This is a genomic window from Streptomyces lasiicapitis (assembly GCF_014646335.1).
GTDB classification, from domain to species: domain Bacteria; phylum Actinomycetota; class Actinomycetes; order Streptomycetales; family Streptomycetaceae; genus Streptomyces; species Streptomyces lasiicapitis.
Genome location: NZ_BMNG01000004.1, coordinates 633,032 through 656,155 on the forward strand (window position 1 = coordinate 633,032; position 23,124 = coordinate 656,155).

A 23,124-nucleotide genomic window follows, 5' to 3' on the forward strand; every position below is an offset into this window, starting at 1 on the left:
GTCGGTCAGCGGGCGGTCGGGGGCGTTGCCGTGCAGGGGATCGAGCGGTTGGCCGTTGCCGTTGGCGTTGCCCTCGCCTCCGACGACGAGACAGGCCGTCGCACCGGCCCCCAGGGAGAGTTCCGGAAGCCGGGCCAGTGCCGCCGCCTCGGGCGGAAGTCCGGCCAGTTCGGGGAGTGCGGCGCCCTGCCCCAGGACTGGCGGACGCCGGGGCCGGAGACGAGAGCCTGAGCTTCACGAGTGAGCGGTTCGCGCATGTCGTGTTCCGCGTGGGCGGCATAGAAGCGCAAGTCCACACGCCGAAGGAGGGCGCGAGCCCGTCGGCGGAGGCGTGGGCGGACGTGCTGGAGCGGCGGATCCGCTCGGTGATGACGGGCGAACAGCCGACAGCGCGGATCACGCAGGGCCAGGACCTGTCCGGGCGATCATGCGACTGTCTCGTAGGGGCCGTTGCTCTGGTCGCTACGGCGTGGGCGACCACTCCAATGTTCAACTCTGAGGCCTGCGTTCGGCGTCATCCTCCCCAAGGGGCAGGCACTGCCCCTTGGGGATCAGGAGGCACACGGACATGAAGCAGCGCGTTGCATGCACTGTCTCACTCACTCTGGCAATGGCGATTGCCGCTGGAGCGGCAGCACTCGCCCCGTCCGCGCACGCGGCGCGGTCAGAGCACGGTGGCCACGAGGCCACCCGGACCGCACTGCGTGATCTCGTCGAGAAGGGCGGACTTCCCGGAGTGGCCGCCAAGGTCCGGGATCGTAACGGCAGTTGGTTCGCGGCGTCCGGTCATGCGGACACCAGCACGGGCCGTGAGCGTTCCCCCGGCGATCACTTCCGTGGGGCCAGCATCACCAAGACGTTCGTCGCGACCGTCGTGCTCCAACTGGAGGCGGAAGGGAGACTGAGCCTGGACGACACGGTCGAGACGTGGCTGCCCGGCTTGGTGCAGGGCAACGGCTACGACGGGAGCAGGATCACTCTGCGTCAGCTCCTCAACCACACCAGCGGCATCGCCGACTACACCTCGGATCCCGCGTTCATACACAATGCCGCCGGTCCTGGCTTCCCGGAGCACCGGTACGACACCCATGCGCCCGAGGAACTCGTGGCGACAGCGCTGAAGTACCCACCCATGCCCGATCCGGAGCAAGCGCCGCTGTACTCGAACACCAATTTCGTGGTCGCCGGGATGGTCATCGAGAAGGTGACGGGCCATTCGTACGGGCAGGAGGTCGAACGCCGCATCATCAAGCCGCTGAAGCTGACCGGGACATCGTTCCCCGGCACGGCACCACAGTTGCCGAACCCGCACCCCGTCGGCTACTCCCGGCTCCACCAGGATGAGCCCGACGCCAAGATCCATGACGCCACCGAACAGAACATGACATGGCTGGGCGCGGCCGGCGACGTCATCTCCACCAGCGGCGACCTCAATCGCTTCCAACAAGCCCTGGTGAGCGGGCAGTTACTGCCCCCGAAGCAGATGAAGGAGATGCTCGATGAAGTCCCGGCGGGGGACGGGCTGGGGTATGGGCTCGGTGTCGAGTTCGGGCAGCTGTCCTGCGGAGTGAAGGTGGTGGGTAAGACCGGCCGTGCGAACGGCTCCCTGTCCGGGATGTTCGGCACGCTGGACGGGAAGCACCAGCTGACCTTCAACGTCAACGGTGACTGGTTGCAGGATGGACGGCTCTACGTGAATGTCATCGAAGCGGAGTTCTGCGGCAGGGTCCCGTCCCCGACCGACAAGCCGTCTCCCTTGCCGGAGCTGGTTCGACTTCGGTAGTGGCGGTTCACTTAGTCGGCCATCCGCGCCAGGTGCGGCCCTGGGAAGTGGTCCAGGCCGAGGCCGTGTTTGAGTTCGCGACAGTCGAGTTCGATGCGGAGAACCAGCTCAGGTGGGACTGGGGCCGGCCTCGGTGACCAGTTGTTCCGGATCGCCCGACTGTCCAGGCGCCCGTGCGCAGTCGGCGGACAGGCGGCGGGACATTGTTGCGACGCGCGGGTCGGGGGAGGCGCCCAGGCGTTCCCAGAGGGGGGTGCGGCCGGGTTGGGCGAAGTCGGTCTCGCGGAAGATCAGGTTTTCCTGGGTGTGCAGTTCCCACAGGCCCGGGTCCGCCGCGACGGCCAGCGCGGACAGGAAGATCACGGAGGCCGGGAAGGCGTCGAGGCGTACGCCCTGCAGGTCCGCGGCTTCCCGTGGGTGTCGGTAGTCCGGGTGCCCGGCGTCGGCTCGCGGCCACTCCTGGCCGTCCGGTACCCAGACCCCGTCGAGATCGACCAGTTGGAGCCGGAGTTCGTCGTCGACCAGGACGTTGCCGTGCTGGAGGTCGCCGTGGCCGAGGCCTGCCTGGGCCAACTGGCGAAGGACCACACGCCAGTTGGCGGCGAGGTGGCGCAAGGCTCGGGGTTCGTCGAGGTGGCGGGCGAGGGCCAGGTCCAGAGTGTCCCCGGGTACCCACGGCATCAGCACCACCGGCCACCACGCGCCGCCCACGAGGATGCCGCGCTCCAGCCAGGTCGCCGGGGTCAGGGCGGCGCAGGGGCGGGTTTCGACGTAGCGGCTCAGCGAGTCGTAGCGGCGTGCGCCTGCCACGGGTTCGCGGGTCATGCAACGTACCGCGCACGGGCCCCGGTCCCCGAGCAGCCGGAAGACTACGGCGTTCCGGCCCGAGCTGGTGCGGGGCATGCCCAGCCGGTTGAGGTCGAGCACGCCTCGGGCCAGGCCCGGGTCGGCGAAGGCCGTGGCCGGATCTTGCACCGCTTCGGCGTACTCGGGCTTGGACGGCCAGCGTGGGCCGTGCGCGGCGCTCTCGGTCATGGCGGGCGGTCCCCCTTCCCGTGTTTGTCGCCCGTTCCTGTTCTTGGGTCGGGCTGGTGCCCTGCCGGGCGCTCATCCCCGATACACCACCCGCCCGGGCAACTCCCTCCCCTCAATACGTGCCCACAGCCGCAGCCCGGCCAGCACCTGGCCCTTGCGGCCGCCCGCGTCCAGGGGGATGTCGTTGCCCCCGGTGCGGCGGCGGGCCTCGCGGTAGGACGGGGCGAGTACCTCCACGGCGACGTCGGCACCGTTGTCGCGCACCCTGCGGCGCAGTTCGAGCACGGCTCGCTGCGAGGTCTCGGCCAGCTGTGCCCACCAGCTTCCCGGTGCGGCGGGGGGCAGGTGCAGCACGGAACACAGAGCCTCGTCGACGGCCAGGGCCGCTCGCAGCTCCGCCGCCGAGTCCGGTGTCTGGCGGGCCAGGCGCCCGATCCGCTGGGCGAGTTCGTGTCGGTAGGCCTCCCGGTGTTCCGTCTCGCGCAACGGCACCACGCCTCGGTGAGCGACGTTCTCCAGGCAGTGGTGCAACTGGCCGTCCAGGGCGGCGAGTTCGGCTACCCAGCCGGCCAGGACGACGCAGACGCTCAGCGGCGAGCGTGGGTCGCCCAGCGCGGGCGTCGTTCGCGGGTCCCTGTGTCTGCCCGAACCTTCTCCGGACGGCTGCTCCCCGGCTTCCGCGGCCGCCATCGCCCACGGCGCCACCGAGCCCGCCCGGCTGAGGCGCACCCCGGAAACCCCCAAGCGGGGCAGCGGGGGCAACAGCACCTGCCCGCCGTCGAGTGCCCGCCACTCGTCCCAGAGTTCGCCGCCCGGATCGCCCGCCATCATCGGCAACTGCCGCGCGCGGGCGCGCCATTGGGCAGCGTGCGGAGAGGGCAGGCGCAGCAGGGTCAGATGGAACCAGTGCCACAGCACGGCCGTGTCCGACACGTCCGGCGCGGGGAGCGGCCCCAGATGGGCGACGCTGTCCGGGTTGCGGCCCAACTCGGCGGCGAGGGCGGCCAGATGGGGGTCGGCGGCAGGGGGTGGGGGCGGGGGGACTGCGGCCGCGCCGGGCATCGGTGTGCCCATGGGGGGAGTGTCGGTGGCGGTATTGAGGGGCGTGGGCGCGGTCGCAGGTTGTGGGCCGGGGGCGGGCGCGGCGGTTGGGGGTGAGGGGGCGGCCGTACCGGCAGTGTCTGTGCCGGGGATGGCCGCACCAGTCGTCGCACCGGGAGCACCTCTGCCGGGAGCAGCCGTGCCGGGCGCCGCCGCACCAGTAGTGGGCGTTCTGGGGGTAGCCGTCTCAGCAGCGTCTGCGCCGGGGGCGGTTGCACCAGAGGCGGCCGTGCCGGGGGCCGCCGCACCCGTAGCCGCACATGCAGTGGCACCCGTAGCGGCCGTACCGGGGGCGGCTGTCGCTGGGGTGTCTCCAGGAGCCGGAGCCGCACCGGGAGCAACTGCACCGGCGGCAGCGCCAGTAGTGGTCGTGCCAGGACGGGGCGTGGCGGAAGTGTCCCTACGGGGCATGGCCGCATCGGGAACGTGTGTGGCGGGGGTGGCGTCCGCAGCGCCCATGCCCGTGTGGGCAGCAGCCGTGCCGGGGGCGGCGGCACCAGCCTGGTCCGCACCACCAGTGCCCGTACCTGCATCGGCCTCTCCGTGAGTTGCAGCATCGGAGCCAGCCGCACTCACACCGCCCGCACCAGCAGTGCCCGTACCAGCGGCCGTAGCCGCATCGGCCTCTCCGTGAGTTGCCGCATCGGAGCCAGCCGCACCAGTACTGCCCGCACCAAGTCCGCCCGCACCAGCACCGCCTGCACCGCCCCCACCCGCGAAAGCCCCCGCCCCCGCCCCCGCCCCCGCCCCCAAAGCCGACACCCCCGCACCGGCAGCCGGCCGTTCCGCAGTCGACGCAGCCGCGTCGAGGCCACCCGCCCGGGCCGCCCCCGTCTGTGCCGGGGGACCTGCCGGCATCGGCGCTCCCGCCTGCGTCAAAGCCCCCGCCTCCATCAAAGGCCCCGCCCGCGTCAAGGCCACCGCCTCCGCCAACACCACCCCCACCTCCTCCAACGCCCCCCGACACTCCCGAGCCCCCGCATCATCCGGAAAAGCATCCAACGCCGCCCCCAACGCGGCCTGCATCCCAGCGAGTTGGGCCCGCGCCACGAGGGCGAGCCGAGAGTCCGGTACCCGGGTGAGTCTGCGCATCGCGTCCATGGCGGTCAGTGCTCGCCGTTGAACGGGTCGCGCTCGGCAACGTACGACGCCTTCGTGTCGCTCATGTCGACGCGGAACACCGAGCCCGGCCGGTGCCACATCTCGGCGATGGAGTCGGCCGTCCAGTAGGGGACGGGGTCGCGGTGCACCCGCAGGTGTCCGTGTTCGTCGAGCGTGGCCACGTACCCAGCTCCCTCCTCGGCCTCACCCGGCTCCGGCGCGTAGGCCGTCCCGGGCGCTGTCGCCACAGACGTTCCGTTCGCGTCCGGCACCGGCACGACCCCCAGGAGGTCCCACTTCCGGTCCGGCTCGGCCGGATAGCGCAGATAGAACGACCAGCCGTCGGGCGGCGGCGCGCCGAGCGGCTCGCTCGTCATGCCCCGCACGGCCCGCGCCGCGCCCGCCGAGCCCACCCGGAAGACCTTGTCGAACCTGCGGGCCTCGACGGCGGGAGGCACGGCCTCGACCCCCACGGACTGCCCGGCCGCGGGTTCCCCGGGACGCGGCGCCACCCCGGACTCCGGCGGCTCCGCGGATTCCGGCCCTCCGGACAGCGGCCCTCCGGACAGCGGCACTCCGGACTCCGGCCACGCCGAGCCCCCTTCGCGCGGCCCCCCGACCGGCCGCCGAGGATCCTCCGGCAGGCTGAACACGACCACACCCACATCCGGCCGGTCCCCGGCCACCCGGGTGTCGGCGACGATCTCGATCGGCGCCCAGCCACCGCCGCCACCACCGTTGCCACCCCCCTGACCCCCGTCACCGCCGTCAAAGGCAACCCGCACCGGAGCCACCCCGCCCACCTCGTAATGCGGAGCCCCCCGCGCCAGATGCACCGACAGATCGAGATCCGCGTTCACCTCCAGCTCGAACGTCGCCTCCCGCGTCCACTCCGTCATGTTGAGGTGGAAGCCGGGCTCCTCGAGGCGGACGTAGGCGTCGGGGTCGAAGGCGCCCCACTCCTTCCAGCCCGTGCCGACGTTGCGGTGGATGCGCAGGCTCGCGGGCAGGCTCTGCCATTTGCTGCGTACCGCCCAGGTGCCGCCGGGGCCGATCGGGCTGAGCCGGGCGCCGACGCGCAGCAGGGCGTGGGTGGGGTCGTTGGTCGCGAGCTGGTAGGTGGGGCCGAAGTCGCAGGGCAGGTAGTAGCTGAGGTTGTCCACCTCGATGCGCAGCACGTAGCGGCCGCGGCCGAGCACGCCACGGGCGTTGCGCACGGTGTGCGCGAAGCGGCGGATGTGATGGCCCCAGCAGGCGCCGATGGACGTCGCGAGTTTGCCGTACTCCTTCTCCACGGCGACGCCCGCGGGGTTCCACGGCACGTCGCCGTCCTGCCGCAGCCGCCGTTCCAGGCTGTGCCGAAGGAGCGGCATGCGGCTGCTCTTGCCGGTGAGGAAGATCCGGTCGAGCTCGCTGCCCGGCACGATGTTCTTCGTGAGGGCGAGCACGAGATCCATGATCTCCTTCATGTCGGGGGCGAGCAGCGCCGCGAAGGTGTCGGCGTCGAGGAGCGGCGCCCACTCGGGTTCGGAACCCTGCGGCGCCCCCATGCGGTCCAGGAGCGCGTGCAGCGTCTCGGGCAGCGGCTGGTACACCGCGTCACCCGCGCCGAGCCGTTTCTTGGCGTCCTCGGCGAGCTCCCACAGCAGCCAGAACGTCTGCTCCGCGTCCTCGCGCGCCGCCGAGACCACCGTCTCGGCACTCCACCGCGTGGGCACCACCCGGTCGACGAGGTCGGCTGGATAGCGCTTGGTGTGGTGGCCGCGGTCGAGCAGCGTGCGCGGTACGTAGCGGCCGTCGACGGCGTACGGATCATCGAGTGAGCCCACGACGTGCTCGTACCGGTCCGGGTGGCTGGTCAGCAGGTGGTCGGCGAACGCGGCCTTGTACCAGCGGAACAGCCGGAGCGTCATCAGGTCGCCGCCGAGCTGGAGATGCCCGGTGGAACCGAGGAGTGTGGGAGTCAGGACGTACAGACGTCCGCCGAAGCGGGGGTCCTGGCCCGCCATCGGATCGGGCGTGGCGTCCTTGAGGTGGAGGTTGATCAGTGCGAGGTCCGAGGTGCCGCCGCCGACGTCGACGACGAGTACGTTCTGCTGCCAGGCCCGGTCGGTGCCGGGCAGCGGACGGCAGCGGGCCCGGAACGCCTCGACGCCCGCGACGAAGTCGCCCGCGAAGTCCCGCATGATGAAGAACAGGGCCGCCGCGACCGCCTCGTCGAACTGGGTGTCCACCAGCGTGACGCCGAGCCCGTCGCCCGCGCCCTCGGCGCCCGCCCCGACCAGCTCCCGCAGCCTGCGGCGCACGACGGGCGGCGCCACCGTCGGGTACGTCATGACGACGTGGTCGATCTTCCCCTGGTGGAACTCCTTGGGGTTCGCGGCGATGTACTCGTCGGTCTGGTCCAGGAGATAGCGCAGCCCCTCGCGGATCAGGTCGTCCGCGGTGGCGGGCTCCAGGCCCTCCATCCGGTGGTCGCGGCCCAGGTACTGCTTCAGGCCGCGGTACGAGCGGGCTCCGGGCCCGCCGCCGACCGCGACGCGCTCCTCGCCCATCCGCACCCGCAGCTCCGGGTGGGTCTGGACCACCTCGATGCGGCTGGGCAGTTCGCTGCCGCCGGAGTGGTCGAGGTCGGCGGTGAACAGGCGCAGGACGTCCAGCGGCAGTTCGTCGAACGCCCGGTGGTAGCACTGGTGCAGCAATGGGGCGGCGGCCTTGCGCAGCCGCTCGTCGCGGGACGCGACCCGCAGTTCGAGCGCCGTGTACAGGGCGTGCACCCACCCCTCGTCGCCGTACCCGCCGTCCAGGGAGTCCGCCAACGCCCGCCCCGCGCCGCCGTTCTGGAAGCCGTCGGGACCGGCGGACCCCGCCGCGCCGTCGGTGAGGTACTGGCGCGCCACGTCGGCGAGCAGCTCCTGCCACTGCGCCCGCTCGGCGCCGGGCGCGTCGGCGTCGGTCAGCAGCGCGACGAGCTCCTGGCGCAGGCGCGTCTCCTGATGCCGGGACATGGCGCGCACGTCGAGCTGGCGCATGTCGTGGATGGTCACCGTGGAGTTCGTGGTGCCGAAGTCCACGGCCGCGAAGCCGAAGTGGCGTACGGCGTCGCCGGGCACCCGGCGCGGTCCGTGACCGCCGGTCGCGGCACCGGTGGGCGCGGCGGCGGCCGGTGCGGCGGCGGCCCTGGCCGAGGGTTCGGGCAGCGGCTCGGTCCACTGGGCGGGGTCGTACCAGGCGCCGGATCCCGCGTCCGCCGAAGGACGGTGCGCCTCGGCACGCGCCGTCTGGGGCGCTGCGGTAGAAGGCGGGGAGGGCTGCTGCCGGGCCATGTCCAGATGGAGCGTGGCGGCGACGTCCGTGACGGCGTGGATGGTGCTCACGGGACGTCCGGTGACCGGGTTCATGTCGTGGTGCGTGAGGCGTACGACGACGGGGATGTCGGCGTGGCCCGCGGCCGCGGACAAAGCTACGGACGCACCGGAGACGTTCACCGGCGCCGTCACGACGTGCCCCTCGACGGAACTCCACGCACCGTACAGCGCGAGGCGGTCCTCCTCGGCCAGGCCGGGCGCCGCGAGCACCTCGACCCGGCTCACCAGGGTGCCGCCGCCGGGGGTCGGCCAGAGCTGCAGGTCGGGAGGGCGCAGTGCGGACAGCGGGCCGAGGAGCGTGAATCCCTCTCCTTGGGCGTCGGCCACACAGGACGGCCCCGAGGACGAGAAGCGGGCGGTCAGTCCCATGGTGTCTCCGGTATCTCCGGTGTCTCCGTCGGTGAGTCCGGGCGTCGATGCCAGGTGCAGGGTGCCGTGTGCGACGGGGCGGCAGCGGTGTTCACGGCGCGCCAGGTCGCGTCGGCGCGTGCGCGGCGCGGTGTGTGGACGGCGGTTTGGGCGCGGGTGTCGCTTCGAGCCGGGCGGCCAGGTCGAGCGGCGCGGCGCCCGGGGCCGCCCCCTCGCCCCGTATGCCGGAAAGCAGCAGCTCGGGTGTGTCGGTCGCGTTCGCATAGCGTTCGCCCACCGCCAGGGCCCTGCCCGCCTGCTGGGCGAACTGCGTCTGGTGCGCGGCGAGCCGGCCGTGCACGAGGTCGACGAGCGCGGCGACCAACTCCCGCCGCATCCGCACGACATGGGCGACGTGCCGTTCGAGGGGGTCGCGGTCCTCGGGCTGCTCGGGATGCCAGGGGAAGAGCCGGTCCGGCCGCAGCGGGAACCCGGACTCCACGGCGCCGGAGTCCTGCTCGGGGACGGCCGTCTCCCGCAGCCTGGTGCGGAACTCCTCCACGTTGATGGTCATGATGAGGGCGCCGAGCCGGCCCCGGCGGGCTCCGGACAGCGTGCCCCTGCGCTGCTCCTCCGCGGCGATGGCGATCCAACGCTCGCGCAGGTCGTCGAGCACGCCCGCGTACTGGTCGAGACGCTCTTCGTACGCGGCGCGTATCCGGTCGTGGACGAGGTCGAGCAGCACCTCGTGCGAGGCGCGGAACGACGCGAGCAGTTCCCCGGGCCCGCCCGGAATCGTCTGCCGCGGTTCGCCTTCCGACGCGGTCGGCTCCTCCGCGAAGAGCCCGAGGAGCGCCAGCTCCTCCTGCACCCGCATGTCGAAGTCCGCGTCGTCCTCGGTGGCCGAGGGTGCCACGACCAGATGCCGGTCCCGGTCGACCGCGGCGAACAACTCCTTCCACTGCGGCCACGCGGCGACCGCCGCGGCGGCCTCGTCGACGAGGTACTGGCGCAACTCGTCGCCCTGCGTGCCGTTCGCGCCCCGCCCGAGCACCAGCGTCTCCCTGAGCCCGGCGAACAGCAGCCGGGTCTCGTGGAGCGTGCGCTGGATCTCCTGGTACGCGGGCGGGTACTCGATCTCCGGATGCGCCGAGCGCTCCGCCGCGATCAGCGCGAGCCGCATCCGCTCCACGGCCCCGGCCCGGCGGCGCACCGAGCCGCTCTTGAGCCTGCCGCCGTGCGCCCGCGCGTGCCCGGTGAGTTCGCGGCGCAGCAGCCCGAGACCGCCGTCGCGCGCGAACTCCCGCAGCGCGACGATCAGGGGGCTGCCCGGCGCGTCCGCCGCGAGCCGGTCGGCCACCTGGGCCCACATGCCGGGCGGCACCGACTGGCCCGCGGCCTGCGGCCGGGCCCGCGACGACACGTCGGGCACGGCGCCGAGCGCCCCCGAGGCGCGCAGCGCGGCGAGGCCCACCATCGGGGACGCCAGGACGAGTTGCTTGTGCTGCCCAGCGGGCAGCAGCGACTGCGCGGCCTCGACGACGCGCTTGAGGACCGCGGTGTCCCGGTGCCCGAGCAGGCGCCGCTCGGTCAGCCGCTCCGGCGTGTTGAGGAGCGCGGCGCGCAGCGCCGCCGGGTCGTCGACGGGCAGTTGGTCGAAGCGGCCGCCCGCGACCAGGATGCTCTCCCGCAGCTCCTCGTCCGACCTGCGCTCCCGGCCGTCGGCCGTCGGTTCGCGCAGCATGTCGAAGAAGTCCTGCTCGCCGGCCGTGGGTCCGCGCTGGGCGTTCATCAGGATCAGAACCGTGTGGATGTCGCGCAGTTCACGGCGGCTCAGGAACCGGTCGCGCACGCTGGACCCGGAGGCGTTGAGCCCGGGGAAGTCCATCAGGGTGAGCGCGCCGACGTCCGCGAGGTCCCAGATGCGCCGGGGCACGCGCACCCGCAGTTCGATCTTCCGGATGAGGGGTACGCAGGCGGCGAGCACGTCGTCCGGAATGCTGCCGCCCTCCGGGTCCGGGGTGCCCTGCCTGTCCCAGCCGCCGCCCTTCTCCTCCGGGGGTACGTCCTTGAGCGACATGGCCAGCTTGGCCTGGGCGTCGGACAGGTCGTAGCGGCGGCCGAGCAGCGCCGCGCCTTCCTTGTGGGCGTCGGCGACGAGCAGCGCCTCGGTGGCCGCGGCGCTCAGCTTGGAGCCCTGCGCCGAACGCCCGTGGCGGCGGCACCAGTCGACCAGGGGCTGCCACCCCTCACGGTCGGGCCGCGCCGTCCGCAGCGCGTCGACGTCCCGCTCCGCCAGGCCTTCCAGAGCGGCCAACTTCCCCATCCTGCCGTGCAGATGAGCCATCAGCTCGGCCGTCTCCGCGGGCGTGCAGTAGACGACCCCGCGCTCCCACAGGGACGGCGCGGGCTCGCCGTCGCGGGCCTGGTCGACGCGGATGGCCGTCACGTTGCCGGTCGTCGGCGCGTGGCTCACCGACAGCAGCCCCGGCATGCCGAGGAGCGACTCGATCAGGAGGGACTTGCCGGAGCTGAACTCGCCGACCACCCCGATCGTGAGCGGATCCCGCACCTCGCCGAGGAACTGCGCCACCGTCGCCCTGAACTCCTCGCGGCGGGCGGTGAGTTCGGTGTCCTCCGTGTCGTGCGTCGGCGCGCGTTCCAGCGCCTCCAGCATGCCGAGCGCCCACTGCTCATATCCGTCCGTGCTGGGGTCCATGACAGCGGACCTCCCCCCTGCGCCGCCCCCGGCGAGCACCCCAAGTCCCCCCGGAACCGCGACAAAACCCTCGCAGTCGGCGCACCACGCAATGTCCCGCGAAATACCCACGGCGGGCAACAGTCCGTGGCAAGTTCGCCGAATTCGCTCGGAGTTGTACTCAACGGGACAGACACCTGGCACCCTCGGCGTATGGCCACGCCGCGCCAGGGACATCGGGGGGACCCCTATGCGCGGGACCCGGGGGAGTTCCAGATCCCGTACTCCTGGGTCCCCGGCCCTGACGCGTCCGCGCCCCCTTGGGGAGACGGGGCACCCGCCGACCGTGGAGGCGGCAAGGCGCGCGGCCGCCGCCGGGTACGACGCGGCCTCCTCGCCCTCGTGACCGTCCTCGTCCTGGGCACGGCGGCCGCCGCCGCGATCAGCGCGGACGTGATCCCCAAGGACTCGCTGCCGCAGTGGGGCATCGGTCCCTTCCCCGACCGTACGCACACGTCGGACGCATCGGACACGTCGACGCCGACGGACACCGACACAGCCACGGTGACGGAAACCGGAACGCCCACGGACACGGAAACGGACCCGGGCCCCGGCACGGAGACCCCCACGGACACCGATTCCCCCACCGGGCCCACCAGGCCCGCGGGCACCCTGACCGAATGGGACGCCCTGGACATCGGCGACTGCGCGTCGGCAGGGTCCTCGGCGACCTCGGCGCTCGTCGTGGACTGCGCGGACGCCCACCGCTTCGAACTCTTCGCCACCCCCGACCCCTACGAGGCCGTCGACTACCCCGGGGACGCGGTCATCCAGGCGCACGCCAAGCAACAGTGCCGGCGCAGCTTCGCCGAGTTCTCCGCCGTCTACAGGGGCTTGGACGACCTGACGTGGACCGCGCGCACGGTCACCGAGCTGGCCTGGACCCGGGACCAGCCCGTCCACTGCTACCTCATGGACGACGAGGGCGGCTCGTTGTACGGCTCGGCGGTGGACGACGCGCTCGGCTCCGACGCGATCCAGTGAGGCGCGCCGCGTCCCCCGGCATGCGCGCCGCGTCAGTCGCGCAGATAGCGCAGCACCGCGAGCACCCGCCGGTTCGCGTCGTGCGACGCGGGCAGCCCCAGCTTGTCGAAGACCGCGGCCACATGCTTCTCGACGGTGCCCGCGGAGACCACGAGGGCCTGCGCGATCGCCGCGTTCGAGCGGCCCTCGGCCATCAGGGAGAGGACCTGGCGCTCGCGCGCGGTCAGCGGCGTGAGCTCGGCCGCGCGCCGGCTCGCGCCCGCGAGCTGGGTGACGACCTCCGGGTCGAGGGCGGTGCCGCCACCGGCCACGCGGGCCAGCGCGTCGGTGAACTCCGCGATGTTCGCGACCCGGTCCTTGAGCAGATAGCCGACGCCCGCCGAGCCGTCCGCGAGCAGCCGCGTGGCGTACTTCGTCTCGACGTACTGGGAGAAGAGCAGCACGCCCGTGCCCGGGTACGCGCGGCGGATGTCGATGGCGGCGCGCAGGCCCTCGTCGGTGTGCGACGGGGGCATCCGGATGTCCACGACCGTGACGTCCGGGCGGTGCTCGGCGACGGCGGCACGCAGCGCCTCCGCGTCACCGACGGACGCGCACACCTCATGGCCGCGCTCCACCAGCATCTGGCCCAGCAACTCCCGCAGGACGGCGGCATCCTCAGCGATCACGACACGCATGGCGGCATGTTCTCACGCGCTGAGCGGCAGCTCGACGGCGACCACCGTCGGCCCGCCCTCGGGGCTGTGCACCTGCAACCGTCCGTCGACCGTCCGCACCCGCTGTACCAGACCGGTCAGCCCACTGCCCAGGCCCACCGCGGCACCCCCGCGCCCGTCGTCGGTGACGCGCAGCCGCAGTATGCCGACACCGCCCTCGCTCTCCTCGGTCACGGTGATCGTGGCGCGTGCGGCGCCGCTGTGCTTGATGACGTTGGTGAGCAGTTCGGCCGCGCAGAAGTACGCGATGGTCTCGATGGCGGGCGTCGGGCGGCGCGGAACGTCCGTGGTCAGCTCGACGGGCAGGGCGCTGCGCGCCGCGAGGGTGGCGAGGGCGTCGGGCAGGCCGTCGTCGAGGACCGGCGGGTGGATGCCGCGCGCCAGGTCCCGCAGCTCGGTGAGGGCTTCGGTGGCGTTGTGGTGCGCGACGTCGACGAGTTGGCGTACGCGGGCGAGATCGAGGGACGGGGGTGAGGCGCCGTCGTGCGCCTGGTCCGGACGGGCGGGGCCCGGGGCGCCTTCGCTCCGGCCGCCCGCGCCCAGCCGCCCGCCCTGCCCTGCGTCACCGGCCTCGCCGAGCCGCTCCTTGATCATGTCCAGGCTCATGGCCACCGCCACAAGCCGCACCTGCGCGCCGTCGTGCAGATCCCGCTCGACACGGCGAAGCAGCGCCACCGAGTCGTCGACGGCGAGCGCGCGCGTCTCCTCCAAGTCCCGCACGCGGTCTGCCAGTTGGCTCGGCCCGAGGAGCGCCCGCAGCAGCCGCCGGTCGGCCTCCACGACCAGCCGCGTCGCCCACGGCGCGAGCAGCAGCAGCGCGAGGCCGAGGGCGAGCGCCGCGAACGTACCGGCGAAGGTGTGCACTTCGAGGCTGCCGGCCGGGATCGGCGTCAGGACGGGCATGCCGCCCACGTCGCCGGACCCGGCGTCCTGCCCGAAGACGCCCCACCGCAGCGGTGCCGTGAGATTGATCAGGCCGGTAAGCCACCACAGCACCGCGTACATGCCGAGCGCGCTCACCGGCAGCTTCACCATGACGTACGCGGCCGCCCGCCACCCGGCCCCGTCCCGCAGCCGCGCGTCGAGCCGCCCGAACACCCCGGAGCCGGGGCGCGGCGCCGCCGGGCCCGGCACCCGCTCACCGAGCAGCCCCGCCGCGAGCCCCCGGTGCAGCGCGCCGAGCCCCCGCGCGAGACGCATGCACCCCACGAGCACGAGCGCGCCGACCACCGCGCCCACCAGCGACACCGCCAGACCCGCGCCCAGCGCGAGCAGGACGGCCAGCAGGACGCCGCCCGCCAGGCCGAGCGGGAGCGCGAGGAGGCAGTACGCCGCCTCGGCCCAGGCGCGGCGGGTGAGCGGGGCGCGCAGGAGTGCCGCCGCGCGGGTCCTGGCCGTGCCGGCTTGCGGGAGCGGGGTGGCCGGTGAGCTGTCGTGCATGGTCATCAGTGTCCCTGTCAGGCGTCGCGGCGGGCCAGCAGCCGCGCGCCCGCGCCGAGCACCACGGCGACGTACAGGCACAGCACGGCGAATCCGGTCCAGGGCGAGAGCATGTCGGATACGGGCTTGGCGACGGCCAGGGAATTGCCGGCGATCATCGTGGGGAAGAACTTCGCGACCGTCGGCCCCGAGATGCCGCCGTTGACGGCGGGCAGCACGAAGGTGACGCCGACGAGCGTGGCGATGGCGCTCGCGGTGTGCCGGGTGAGGGCGCCGATCCCGATGCCCAGGAGGCCGATGAGGCCCAGATAGGCGCCGGACATGAGCACCGCCCGCAGCACGCCCGGATCGCCGATGCCGGGTCGCGGCACGCCGTCGGCCAGCGCCGCCCGGCCCGCGAAGAACGTCACGAGGGCGACCGCCTCGCCCACGAGCAGGGTGAGCGTGCCGTACACGGCCGCCTTCGCAGTGAGCAGTGTGCGCCGGTCGGGGATCGCGGCGAGCGTGGAGCGGATGGAGCCGGAGGTGTACTCGCCGGTGACGACCAGGACGCCCAGTACGCCGACGACGAGCTGGCCGAGGGCGACGCCCGCGAGCACGTTGTTCGTCGGGTCGAACGCGGCGGCCTTGTCGGCCGATGGCACTTTGGTGTTCGCCATCGTGACGACACCGATGGCGACCATGCCCGCGACGGTGAGCAGCAGTGCCCACGCCGTGGAGCGCAGGCTGCGCAGCTTGATCCACTCCATGCGGGCGGCGTGCGCGAAGCCGTGGTGTCCGGTGGGCGCGGTGGCGGTGACGGCGGTCATCGGTCGTTCCTCTCCGGCGCGGCGTCGATGGCGGACGCGACTTCGTGGTGGTCGGCCGCAGTGCCTTGGTGGTCGGCCGTGGCGCCTCGGTACGTGGGGTGGGCGGCGCCCCGGTAGTCGGCGCTCGCGCCCGTCAGGGCGAAGAACGCCTCCTCGAGGGAGCGCCCCCGCGTGGTGAGCTCCCGCACGGTCGTGTCCGCGAGCAGGCGCCCCTGCCCGATCACCACCAAGTGGTCGGCGGTGAGCGCCATTTCGCTGATGAGGTGGCTGGACAGGAGCACCGTGCGGCCCTCCGCGGCCAGCGACTTCATCAGCTCCCGGATCCAGCGCACACCCTCGGGGTCGAGCCCGTTCACCGGCTCGTCGAACAGCAGCACCCCGGGATCGCCGAGCAGCGCGGCCGCGATCCCCAGGCGCTGGGCCATGCCGAGCGAGTACGTCCCCGCGCGCCGCCCTGCGACACCGCTCAGGCCGACGGCGGCGAGCACCTCGTCCACCCGCGCGGGCCGGATGCCGCCCCCCGCGGCGAGCGCGGTCAGATGCGCCCGCGCACTGCGCCCCGGGTGGAACGTCCGCGCCTCAAGCAGCGCCCCCACCTCACGCAGCGGCCAGCGCAGTTCGCCGTACCGGCGCCCCGCGACCAGTGCCTTGCCCTCGTCGGGCCGGTCGAGACCCATGATCATGCGCATGGTGGTCGACTTGCCCGAGCCGTTCGGGCCGAGGAAACCCGTCACGGCCCCGGGCCGTACCTCGAAACTCAGCGCTTCCACGGCGGTGGTGGGCCCGTACCGTTTGGTCAGCCCTTGGACCTCGATCATGACAACTCCCGCTCCCAGCCCGGTGCGTACCCGGCGTGATCAACACACCTCACGCTAGGACCGCCACCGCACCCGTCGGAACGCTGCTTTCCTCCGACTGACCTGGGGGTTTTCCCCCACGCTCCGGCGCAATGAGCCCTCTGTGCTCCGCTCCTGCCCGTGTGGGTGATGTCGCCGAGCGGGGCTCAGGCGCGACGATCCGGAGACATCCGCACCGGGACCGACCGGAGACACTCGCACCGAGACCGAGGAGAAGCCCCATGTCGTACCGACGGAACGCCCTGCGCATCGCCCTGACCTGCGCGCTGGCCATCGGCCTGACCGGCCTGTCCCAGACGGGCGGCGGAGCGCGTTCGAGCGCGCGGGCCACGGCGGAGCCCGGAATCATGGAGCCGGCCTGCCCACCGCCGGGCGGCGGGACCTGCTACTTCGAGTACTACGACGACGCCGGGCGCCGCGGCATCGAGTTCAGCCCCGAGGTCGGCCGCTGCTACAACATGAGCTCGGCCGGATCCGTCAGGGGCACCAACATGACCAGCAAGAGGGTCCATCTGTGGCCCAGCAGCGACTGCGTCGGCGGCGCGACCGCGCTGGTGGACCCGGGCTTCTCCTGGAACGACCGGTCCCACTACTACTACTCGTTCCGGCCGATCCGCTGAGCCGGGCCCCCGGGCGTGCCGATCCCACGCCGGGGGGCCCGGCTCAGTGCGCGATCGAGTCGATCAGCTCCCGCGCCCCCTGCCGCAGCAGCGTCACCGCCACGGACGTGCCGAGGGTCGCCGGGTCGAGCGGGCCCGCCCACTCGTGGGCGTTGAGGACGGTCTTGCCGTCGGGCGTGAACACCCGGGCGCGCAGCGACAGATCACCGCTGGGCTCGCTGCGGGCGTAGCCCGCGATCGGCGAGTTGCAGTGCCCCTGGAGCACGTGCAGGAACATGCGCTCGGCGGTGGCCTCGCGCCAGGCGTCGCGGTCGCCGAGGCCGCTCACGGTGTCGATGGTGGCGGCGTCGTCCTCGCGGCACTGCAGCGCCAGGACCCCGGCGCCGATCGGCGGGCACATCGTCTCGACGGACAGCACCTCGGAGATGTGCTCGGTCGCGCCGATCCGCTCCAGGCCGGACACGGCGAGCAGCAGCGCGTCCGCCTCGCCCCCGGCCAGCTTCGCGAGCCGGCGGCCCGCGTTGCCGCGCATCGGTACGCAGTTCAGGTGCGGGTGGGACGCGGCGAGCTGTGCGATGCGGCGCACCGACGACGTGCCGATGCGGGTGCCGGGGGGCAGCTCGTCCAGCGTGCGGCCCGCGGGGTCGATGAGGGCGTCACGGATGTCGTCGCGCTTGAGGAACGCCGCGAACGTGGTGCCCGCGGGCAGCGGCCGGTCCGCCGGCACGTCCTTGACGCAGTGCACCGCGAGGTCCGCCTCCCCGGCGAGCAGCGCCGCGTCGACCTCCTTGGTGAACGCGCCCTTCCCGCCGAGCTTGGCCAGGTCGCCCATCCAGCGGTCGCCGGAGGTGGTCACCGGCAGGACCTCGGTGCGGATGCCCGGGTGCAGGGCGGCGAGTTCGGTGCGTACGCGCTCCACCTGGGCGAGGGCCATGGGCGATGAGCGGGAGACGATGCGGATCAGCTCGGGAGCGGACATGGCGTACACGATAGGCCCTCGCGGTGGAGTGAACCGCATCGGACCCTGCGCCAACTGGGTTACCGCGCAGAGAGGTTGATGGCGCGGACACGGGCCTGGGATACTCCGTGCGCACTGCGGCCCTGTCGGCGTGTGCGCCCCGCCGGGTCAGCTCGCACGTCGTGCCCGGCGCACCCCGGCGGCGTCGTCCCCGCCGCACGCACCCGGCTCCAGCGGCGGCGATGTCACCGCCATGTTGGACGTGCAGTGGGGGTTGTTGCCCGCCTCGCCGTGCCAGTCCGAGGGCCGCGGCCGGATGAACGCGAAGGCCGCGAGGCCCGCCAGGACGAACAGTCCCGCGCAGCCCCAGGCCGCCTTCCCGAAGGCGGAGTCGAGCGCGACCGGATCCGTGTACGCGGTGCCCGTCAAGCCGACCGCGAGCGGAAGTGCGGCGATGACCAAGAGCGAGGCGATGCGGGCCGCGGTGTTGTTCACGCCGCTGGCGAGACCGGCGCGGGACGCGTCCACCGACGCGAGCACGGTCGCGGTGAGCGGCGCCACGAACACGCTCATGCCGAGGCCGAGCACGACGACGGCGGGCAGCACGTCGGCGACGTACGAGGCTCCGGGGCCGATCCGCAGCATCAGCACGGCGCCCGCGGCGGCGATGAGCGGGCCCGCGCACAGCGGCAGGCGCGGCCCGATCCTGCGGGCCAGGTCGCCCGCCGGTGCCGAGAGCAGCAGCATCATGACGGTGATCGGCAGCGTCGCCGTGCCGGCCTGCAGCGCGTCGTAGCCGAGCGTCGTCTGCAACTGCACGGGCAGCATGAACAGGATGCCGCCGATGGCCGCGTACAGACACAGCGTCATGACGTTCGCGGCCGAGAACAGGCCGGAGCGGAACAGTTCGAGCGGCAGCATCGGATTGCTGCGGCGGTGCTCGACGAGCAGGAACACCGCGCCCGCCGCGAGCCCGGCGAGGCCCGGAAGCAGCGCCGCCACGAACGAGGAGTCGCCGGACGCGCCGATCAGCGCGAAGCTCACGCCCGCGAGGAACAGCGCCGCGAGCACCGCGCCCGGCACGTCGAACCGCTGCCCGACGGCGCTCTCGCCCTTGCTCTCCGGCACGTGCCGTACCGCGAACAGGACAAGGGCGGCCAGCGGCACATTGATGAGGAAGATCCACCGCCAGCCGGGCCCGTCGATCAGCCAGCCGCCGAGGAACGGCCCGATCGCGCCCGCCACCCCGCCGAGCCCCGACCACGCGCCCACCGCCTTGGCCTGGTCCCGCGTGCGGAACGAGGAGCGCACAAGCGCCAGCGAGCCCGGCGTGAGCAGCGCGCCGCCCACGCCCTGCAGCGCCCGCGCGGCGATCAGCGTGCCCGAGTCCTGCGCGAGCCCGCACAGCGCGGAGGCGAGCGCGAACCACACCACGCCGATGACGAGCGTGCGCCGCCGCCCGATGCGGTCACCGAGCGCACCGCCGAGGAGCAGCAGCGCGGACAGCGTGAGCATGTAGGCGTTGACGACCCACTGGAGGGAGGCGATCGACGCGTCGAGGTCACGGCCGAGGGTGGGCAGGGCGACGTTGACCACCGTGCCGTCGAGCATCGCCATGCCGGAGGCGAGGACCGCGCTGGTCAGTACCCAGCGGCCGCGCGCGGAGGCCAGGGTGACACCGCCGTCGGCGTCCTCGCCGCCCGCGTCGCCGGGGGACGTCGTCACGGATTCACCGCCCTCCTGGCCGAAGCGCCCGCGCGACGGACCGGCCCACTCGCGCGACGGACCGGCCTACATGTGGGTCGCGCCGCCGCCCAAGTGACTGTCGGCGGGCCGCCCCTTGCGGTACAGCACGACCGTAATGGCGCACCCGACGGCGAAGAAGAGGGCCGACCACCAGTACGCCGTCTCGTAGCTCTGGACCTGGGCCTGGGCCTGCACCTCGGGCGTCGGCCGCTTGCCGACGAGGTAGTTGGCGGCGGCGCTCGTGGCGAGGGTGTTGAGGAGTGCCGTACCGATCGAACCGCCCACCTGTTGGGTGGTGTTGACCATCGCGGACGCCACACCCGCGTCGTGCGCGGCGACGCCCGAGGTGGCCATGCTCATCGCCGGGGCGAAGATGAGGCCGAGCCCGAGCCCGAAGACGAGCAGCGGCGGCAGCACGTGCAAGGCGTAACCGCTGGTGGTGTCGAGTGCCGTCAGCCACACCATCCCGGCCGCCGAGAGCCCCATGCCGAGCGGCACGACCGGTTTCGCGCCGAAGCGCGGTACGAGGACGTTGGTGGTCAGCACGGAGATCACGATCAACACCGCGACCATCGGGATGAAGGCGAGACCCGTCTTGATGGGCGTGTAGCCGAGGATCTGCTGCATGTAGTACGTCAGGAACAGGAACACGCCGAACATGCCCGCACCGGAGATGAACATCGCCAGGAACGACGCGCCCCGGTCCCGGTCGAGCACCACCCGCAGCGGAAGCAGTGGATGCGAGGCCCGGGTCTGCCACCAGGCGAAGGCCGTCACGAGTACGACGCCGATGACGAGGAACCCCCACGTCAGCGGGTCGCCCCAGTCGTGGGTCTCGGCGTTGGCGAAGCCGTAGACGATGCAGAACAGACCGGCCGACACCAACAGCGTGCCCGGCACGTCGAGTTTGGGCCGGTCCTCCGGCGCCCCCGGGTGCAGCAGGCGCGCGCCGCCGATCATCGCGGCCGCCGCGAAGGCGAGGTTCACGTACAGGCACCAGCGCCAGTCCAGATACTCCGTGAGTACGCCGCCGAGCAGCAGCCCGACCGCGGCGCCCGAGCCCGCCACCGCGCCGTAGATGCCGAACGCCTTCGCGCGCTCGCGCGGGTCCGTGAACGTGGTGCTGAGCAGGGAGAGCGCGGCGGGCGCGAGGAGCGCGCCGAACAGGCCCTGCAGCGCGCGGGCGATCACCAGCATCCCGAAGCTGGTCGCCGCGCCGCCGAGCGCGGAGGCCAGCGCGAACCCGGCGAGCCCCGCCAGGAAGACCGCCTTGCGGCCCACCAGGTCCGCGATGCGCCCGCCGAGCAGCAGCAGGCTGCCGAAGGCGAGCGCGTACGCGGTCACGACCCACTGCCTGTTGCCGTCGGTGAAGCCCAGGTCCTGCTGCGCCGACGGCAGCGCGATGTTCACGATCGTCGCGTCCAGGACCACCATGAGCTGCGCGGTGGCGATGACCGCGAGGATCAGCCAGCGGTGCTCGTGCTTGCCGCCGGTGTGCTGGGCGGCGGGCGGCGGGGGAGGGGCTTCGGCGGAGGGGGCCGGCTGTGACAGCGGCTGCGGTATGCCCTCCGGTACGCCCTCGGAGCCGGGCGAGCGGTCCATGGTGACCTCCAGACCCCCCGCCTCGACAGGCAACCCCTGTCACACGCTAAGCGCCCCGCTCGGCGCCCGCGACCTGGGCGGATCACGCCCGGGATCAGGCCCGGGGTCACGCTCCGTCGAAGGCCTGCGCCACCGCGAGGGAGTCCTCGTACACGTGGTGCCGGGTGACCAGGCCGTCCTCGACGGTCAGGTGCAGGGCGAAGCGCGCGCTGTAGGCCCGCCCGGTGGCCTTGGCGGTCTGCCGTATCTCGCCCGTGACCACGGCGTCCGCGCCGTCGACCAGGATCCGCTCGACCTGGGTGTCCGCCGCCTCCGGCACATGGTGCCCGGCGATCCCGCCGTAGTGCTGGGCGGCCTCGTCGCCGCGCGTCCGGTGCCGGATCCACGGCGTCGCGGCCCGCCCGTGCTCGGCCTCCGGCCAGTTCAGCTTCCAGTCGACGTGCTCGGCGTACATCTCGGCGACGCGGGCGGTGTCGCCCGCTCCGATGCGGCCGAGCAGCTCCATGACGACGGCGCGGGTCGTGGCCGACCTGGTGTCCTGCGTTGCTTCGGGCATGACGGTTACCTCCGTGGTGCTGCGGTGCGAATGATCACGACTCTCGCGGCTGGGTGCCGTCGCTGTCGATGACCTTGGAGGTAAGGGAGGGCTCCAGAGGCTGCGCTTCGGGCTCACCGGCGGCCCGGGCCTCGGCAGCCGGGGCTTTCGGGTCCCGGGCCTCGGGCTCCCCGACATCCCGTCGCCGGGACATCCGTCCGACCAGCGCCGCGACCGGCTCCGCATAGCGGGCGGTGAGCGGCCCGGCCACGACCAGGATCAGTACGTACGCAGTCGCCAGCGGGCCGAGGCGGGGCTCGATGCCCGACGTCACCGCGAGGCCCGCGATCACGATGGAGAACTCGCCGCGCGCCACCAGCGCGCCACCGGCCCGCCAGCGCCCCTTGACGGAGATCCCGGCCCGCCGCGCCGCCCAGTAACCGGTGGCGACCTTCGTGCACGCGGTGACGGCGGCGAGGGCGAGCGCGGGCAGCAGGACCGGGGGAATGCTCGCCGGATCGGTGTGCAGGCCGAAGAAGACGAAGAACACGGCGGCGAACAGGTCCCGCAGCGGCGCGAGGAGACTGTGCGCGCCTTCCGCCGCCTCACCGGACAGCGCGATGCCGACGAGGAACGCCCCGACCGCCGCGGACACCTGGAGCTGCTGCGCGATGCCCGCGACCAGGATGGTGAGGCCGAGCACGACCAGCAGCAGTTTCTCCGGATCGTCGCTCGACACGAACCGCGAGATCAGTCGCCCGTAGCGCACCGCGACGAACAGCACCGCCCCCGCCGCGCCCAGCGCGATCGCGAGCGTCAGGCTGCCCGCGGCCCAGCCGACGCCCGCCAACAGCGCGGTGATGATGGGCAGATAGACGGCCATGGCCAGGTCTTCGAGGACGAGGATGCTCAGGATGACCGGCGTCTCGCGGTTGCCGAGGCGTCCCAGGTCGCCGAGGACCTTCGCGATGACGCCGGAGGACGAGATCCAGGTGACTCCGGCGAGTACGACGGCGGCCACCGGACCCCACCCCATCAGGAGCGCGGCCGCGGCGCCCGGCAGCGCGTTGAGCGCGCAGTCCACGATCCCGGCCGGGTACTGGGTCTTGAGGTTGCTGACGAGATCGCTGGCCGTGTATTCGAGCCCGAGCATCAACAGCAGCAGGATGACGCCGATCTCGGCGCCGATGGCCACGAACTCCTCGCTGGTCCCGAGCGGAAGGATTCCGCCCGTCCCGAACGCGAGCCCGGCAAGGAGGTACAGCGGTATGGGCGAGAACTGGAAGCGGCCGGCGAACCGGCCGAGCAGCCCGAGCGCGAGGATGATCGCGCCGAACTCTATGAGCAGGACGGCAGAGTGCAC

At 72.9% G+C, this 23,124-nt stretch carries 16 protein-coding genes; 3 read left to right on the forward strand and 13 right to left on the reverse strand.

Going from position 1 to position 23,124, the window contains the following annotated elements; genetic code table 11:
• Positions 1-568 precede the first annotated feature (568 nt).
• Positions 569-1,783 carry a serine hydrolase domain-containing protein gene (locus IEY91_RS11430; RefSeq protein WP_189173828.1) on the forward strand — a complete coding sequence of 405 codons (1,215 nt, stop codon included), beginning with the start codon at positions 569-571 and terminating at the stop codon, positions 1,781-1,783.
• A 108-nt stretch (positions 1,784-1,891) separates the two neighbouring features.
• On the opposite strand, the gene IEY91_RS11435 is transcribed toward IEY91_RS11430, so the two are convergent.
• From IEY91_RS11435 to IEY91_RS11450, 4 genes are all read right to left on the reverse strand, one after another.
• Positions 1,892-2,818 (reverse strand): protein kinase family protein, encoded by a 927-nt coding sequence (locus tag IEY91_RS11435; RefSeq protein ID WP_189173829.1) that lies wholly within the window; start codon positions 2,816-2,818, stop codon positions 1,892-1,894.
• 72 nt (positions 2,819-2,890) lie between these two features.
• Positions 2,891-3,892 (reverse strand): hypothetical protein, encoded by a 1,002-nt coding sequence (locus tag IEY91_RS11440; RefSeq protein ID WP_189173830.1) that lies wholly within the window; start codon positions 3,890-3,892, stop codon positions 2,891-2,893.
• A 1,133-nt stretch (positions 3,893-5,025) separates the two neighbouring features.
• Positions 5,026-8,757 (reverse strand): Hsp70 family protein, encoded by a 3,732-nt coding sequence (locus tag IEY91_RS11445; RefSeq protein ID WP_189173831.1) that lies wholly within the window; start codon positions 8,755-8,757, stop codon positions 5,026-5,028.
• A gap of 91 nt (positions 8,758-8,848) precedes the next feature.
• Positions 8,849-11,455 (reverse strand): dynamin family protein, encoded by a 2,607-nt coding sequence (locus IEY91_RS11450; protein WP_189173832.1) that lies wholly within the window; start codon positions 11,453-11,455, stop codon positions 8,849-8,851.
• Between the two features lie 192 nt (positions 11,456-11,647).
• Between IEY91_RS11450 and IEY91_RS11455 the strand changes: the two genes are divergently transcribed.
• Positions 11,648-12,478, forward strand: a complete 831-nt coding sequence (locus tag IEY91_RS11455; protein ID WP_189173833.1) for a hypothetical protein — start codon at positions 11,648-11,650, stop codon at positions 12,476-12,478.
• 32 nt (positions 12,479-12,510) lie between these two features.
• On the opposite strand, the gene IEY91_RS11460 is transcribed toward IEY91_RS11455, so the two are convergent.
• From IEY91_RS11460 to IEY91_RS11475, 4 genes are read right to left on the reverse strand one after another with little or no spacing between them, the layout of a single operon-like run.
• Positions 12,511-13,155, reverse strand: a complete 645-nt coding sequence (locus IEY91_RS11460; RefSeq protein WP_164327067.1) for a response regulator transcription factor — start codon at positions 13,153-13,155, stop codon at positions 12,511-12,513.
• 12 nt (positions 13,156-13,167) lie between these two features.
• On the reverse strand, positions 13,168-14,634 hold the full coding sequence (locus tag IEY91_RS11465) for a sensor histidine kinase (RefSeq protein WP_189173834.1): 1,467 nt from the start codon (positions 14,632-14,634) through the stop codon (positions 13,168-13,170).
• A 17-nt stretch (positions 14,635-14,651) separates the two neighbouring features.
• A complete protein-coding gene (locus tag IEY91_RS11470) occupies positions 14,652-15,443 on the reverse strand; it encodes an ABC transporter permease (RefSeq protein ID WP_189173835.1) in 792 nt (263 codons plus the stop codon).
• A complete protein-coding gene (locus IEY91_RS11475) occupies positions 15,440-16,261 on the reverse strand; it encodes an ABC transporter ATP-binding protein (RefSeq protein WP_229696869.1) in 822 nt (273 codons plus the stop codon). Before IEY91_RS11475 ends, IEY91_RS11470 begins: the two co-directional genes overlap by 4 nt.
• Before the next feature lie 260 nt (positions 16,262-16,521).
• Between IEY91_RS11475 and IEY91_RS11480 the strand changes: the two genes are divergently transcribed.
• Positions 16,522-16,920: a hypothetical protein gene (locus IEY91_RS11480; protein WP_164327071.1), complete on the forward strand. Its 399-nt coding sequence runs from the start codon at positions 16,522-16,524 to the stop codon at positions 16,918-16,920.
• A gap of 43 nt (positions 16,921-16,963) precedes the next feature.
• Here the strand turns inward: IEY91_RS11480 and hemC are convergent, their stop codons facing one another.
• The 5 genes from hemC to IEY91_RS11505 all read right to left on the reverse strand — a co-directional run bounded on the left by hemC (position 16,964) and on the right by IEY91_RS11505 (position 23,124).
• A complete protein-coding gene (gene hemC / locus IEY91_RS11485) occupies positions 16,964-17,899 on the reverse strand; it encodes a hydroxymethylbilane synthase (RefSeq protein WP_189173836.1) in 936 nt (311 codons plus the stop codon).
• A gap of 147 nt (positions 17,900-18,046) precedes the next feature.
• Positions 18,047-19,603 (reverse strand): MFS transporter, encoded by a 1,557-nt coding sequence (locus IEY91_RS11490; protein WP_189173837.1) that lies wholly within the window; start codon positions 19,601-19,603, stop codon positions 18,047-18,049.
• Between the two features lie 66 nt (positions 19,604-19,669).
• A complete protein-coding gene (locus IEY91_RS11495; RefSeq protein WP_268240861.1) occupies positions 19,670-21,226 on the reverse strand; it encodes an MFS transporter in 1,557 nt (518 codons plus the stop codon).
• Between the two features lie 106 nt (positions 21,227-21,332).
• Positions 21,333-21,782, reverse strand: coding sequence for a nuclear transport factor 2 family protein (locus IEY91_RS11500; protein WP_164327074.1), 450 nt, complete (start codon positions 21,780-21,782; stop codon positions 21,333-21,335).
• Between the two features lie 34 nt (positions 21,783-21,816).
• Positions 21,817-23,124: a cation:proton antiporter gene (locus IEY91_RS11505; RefSeq protein ID WP_189173838.1), complete on the reverse strand. Its 1,308-nt coding sequence runs from the start codon at positions 23,122-23,124 to the stop codon at positions 21,817-21,819.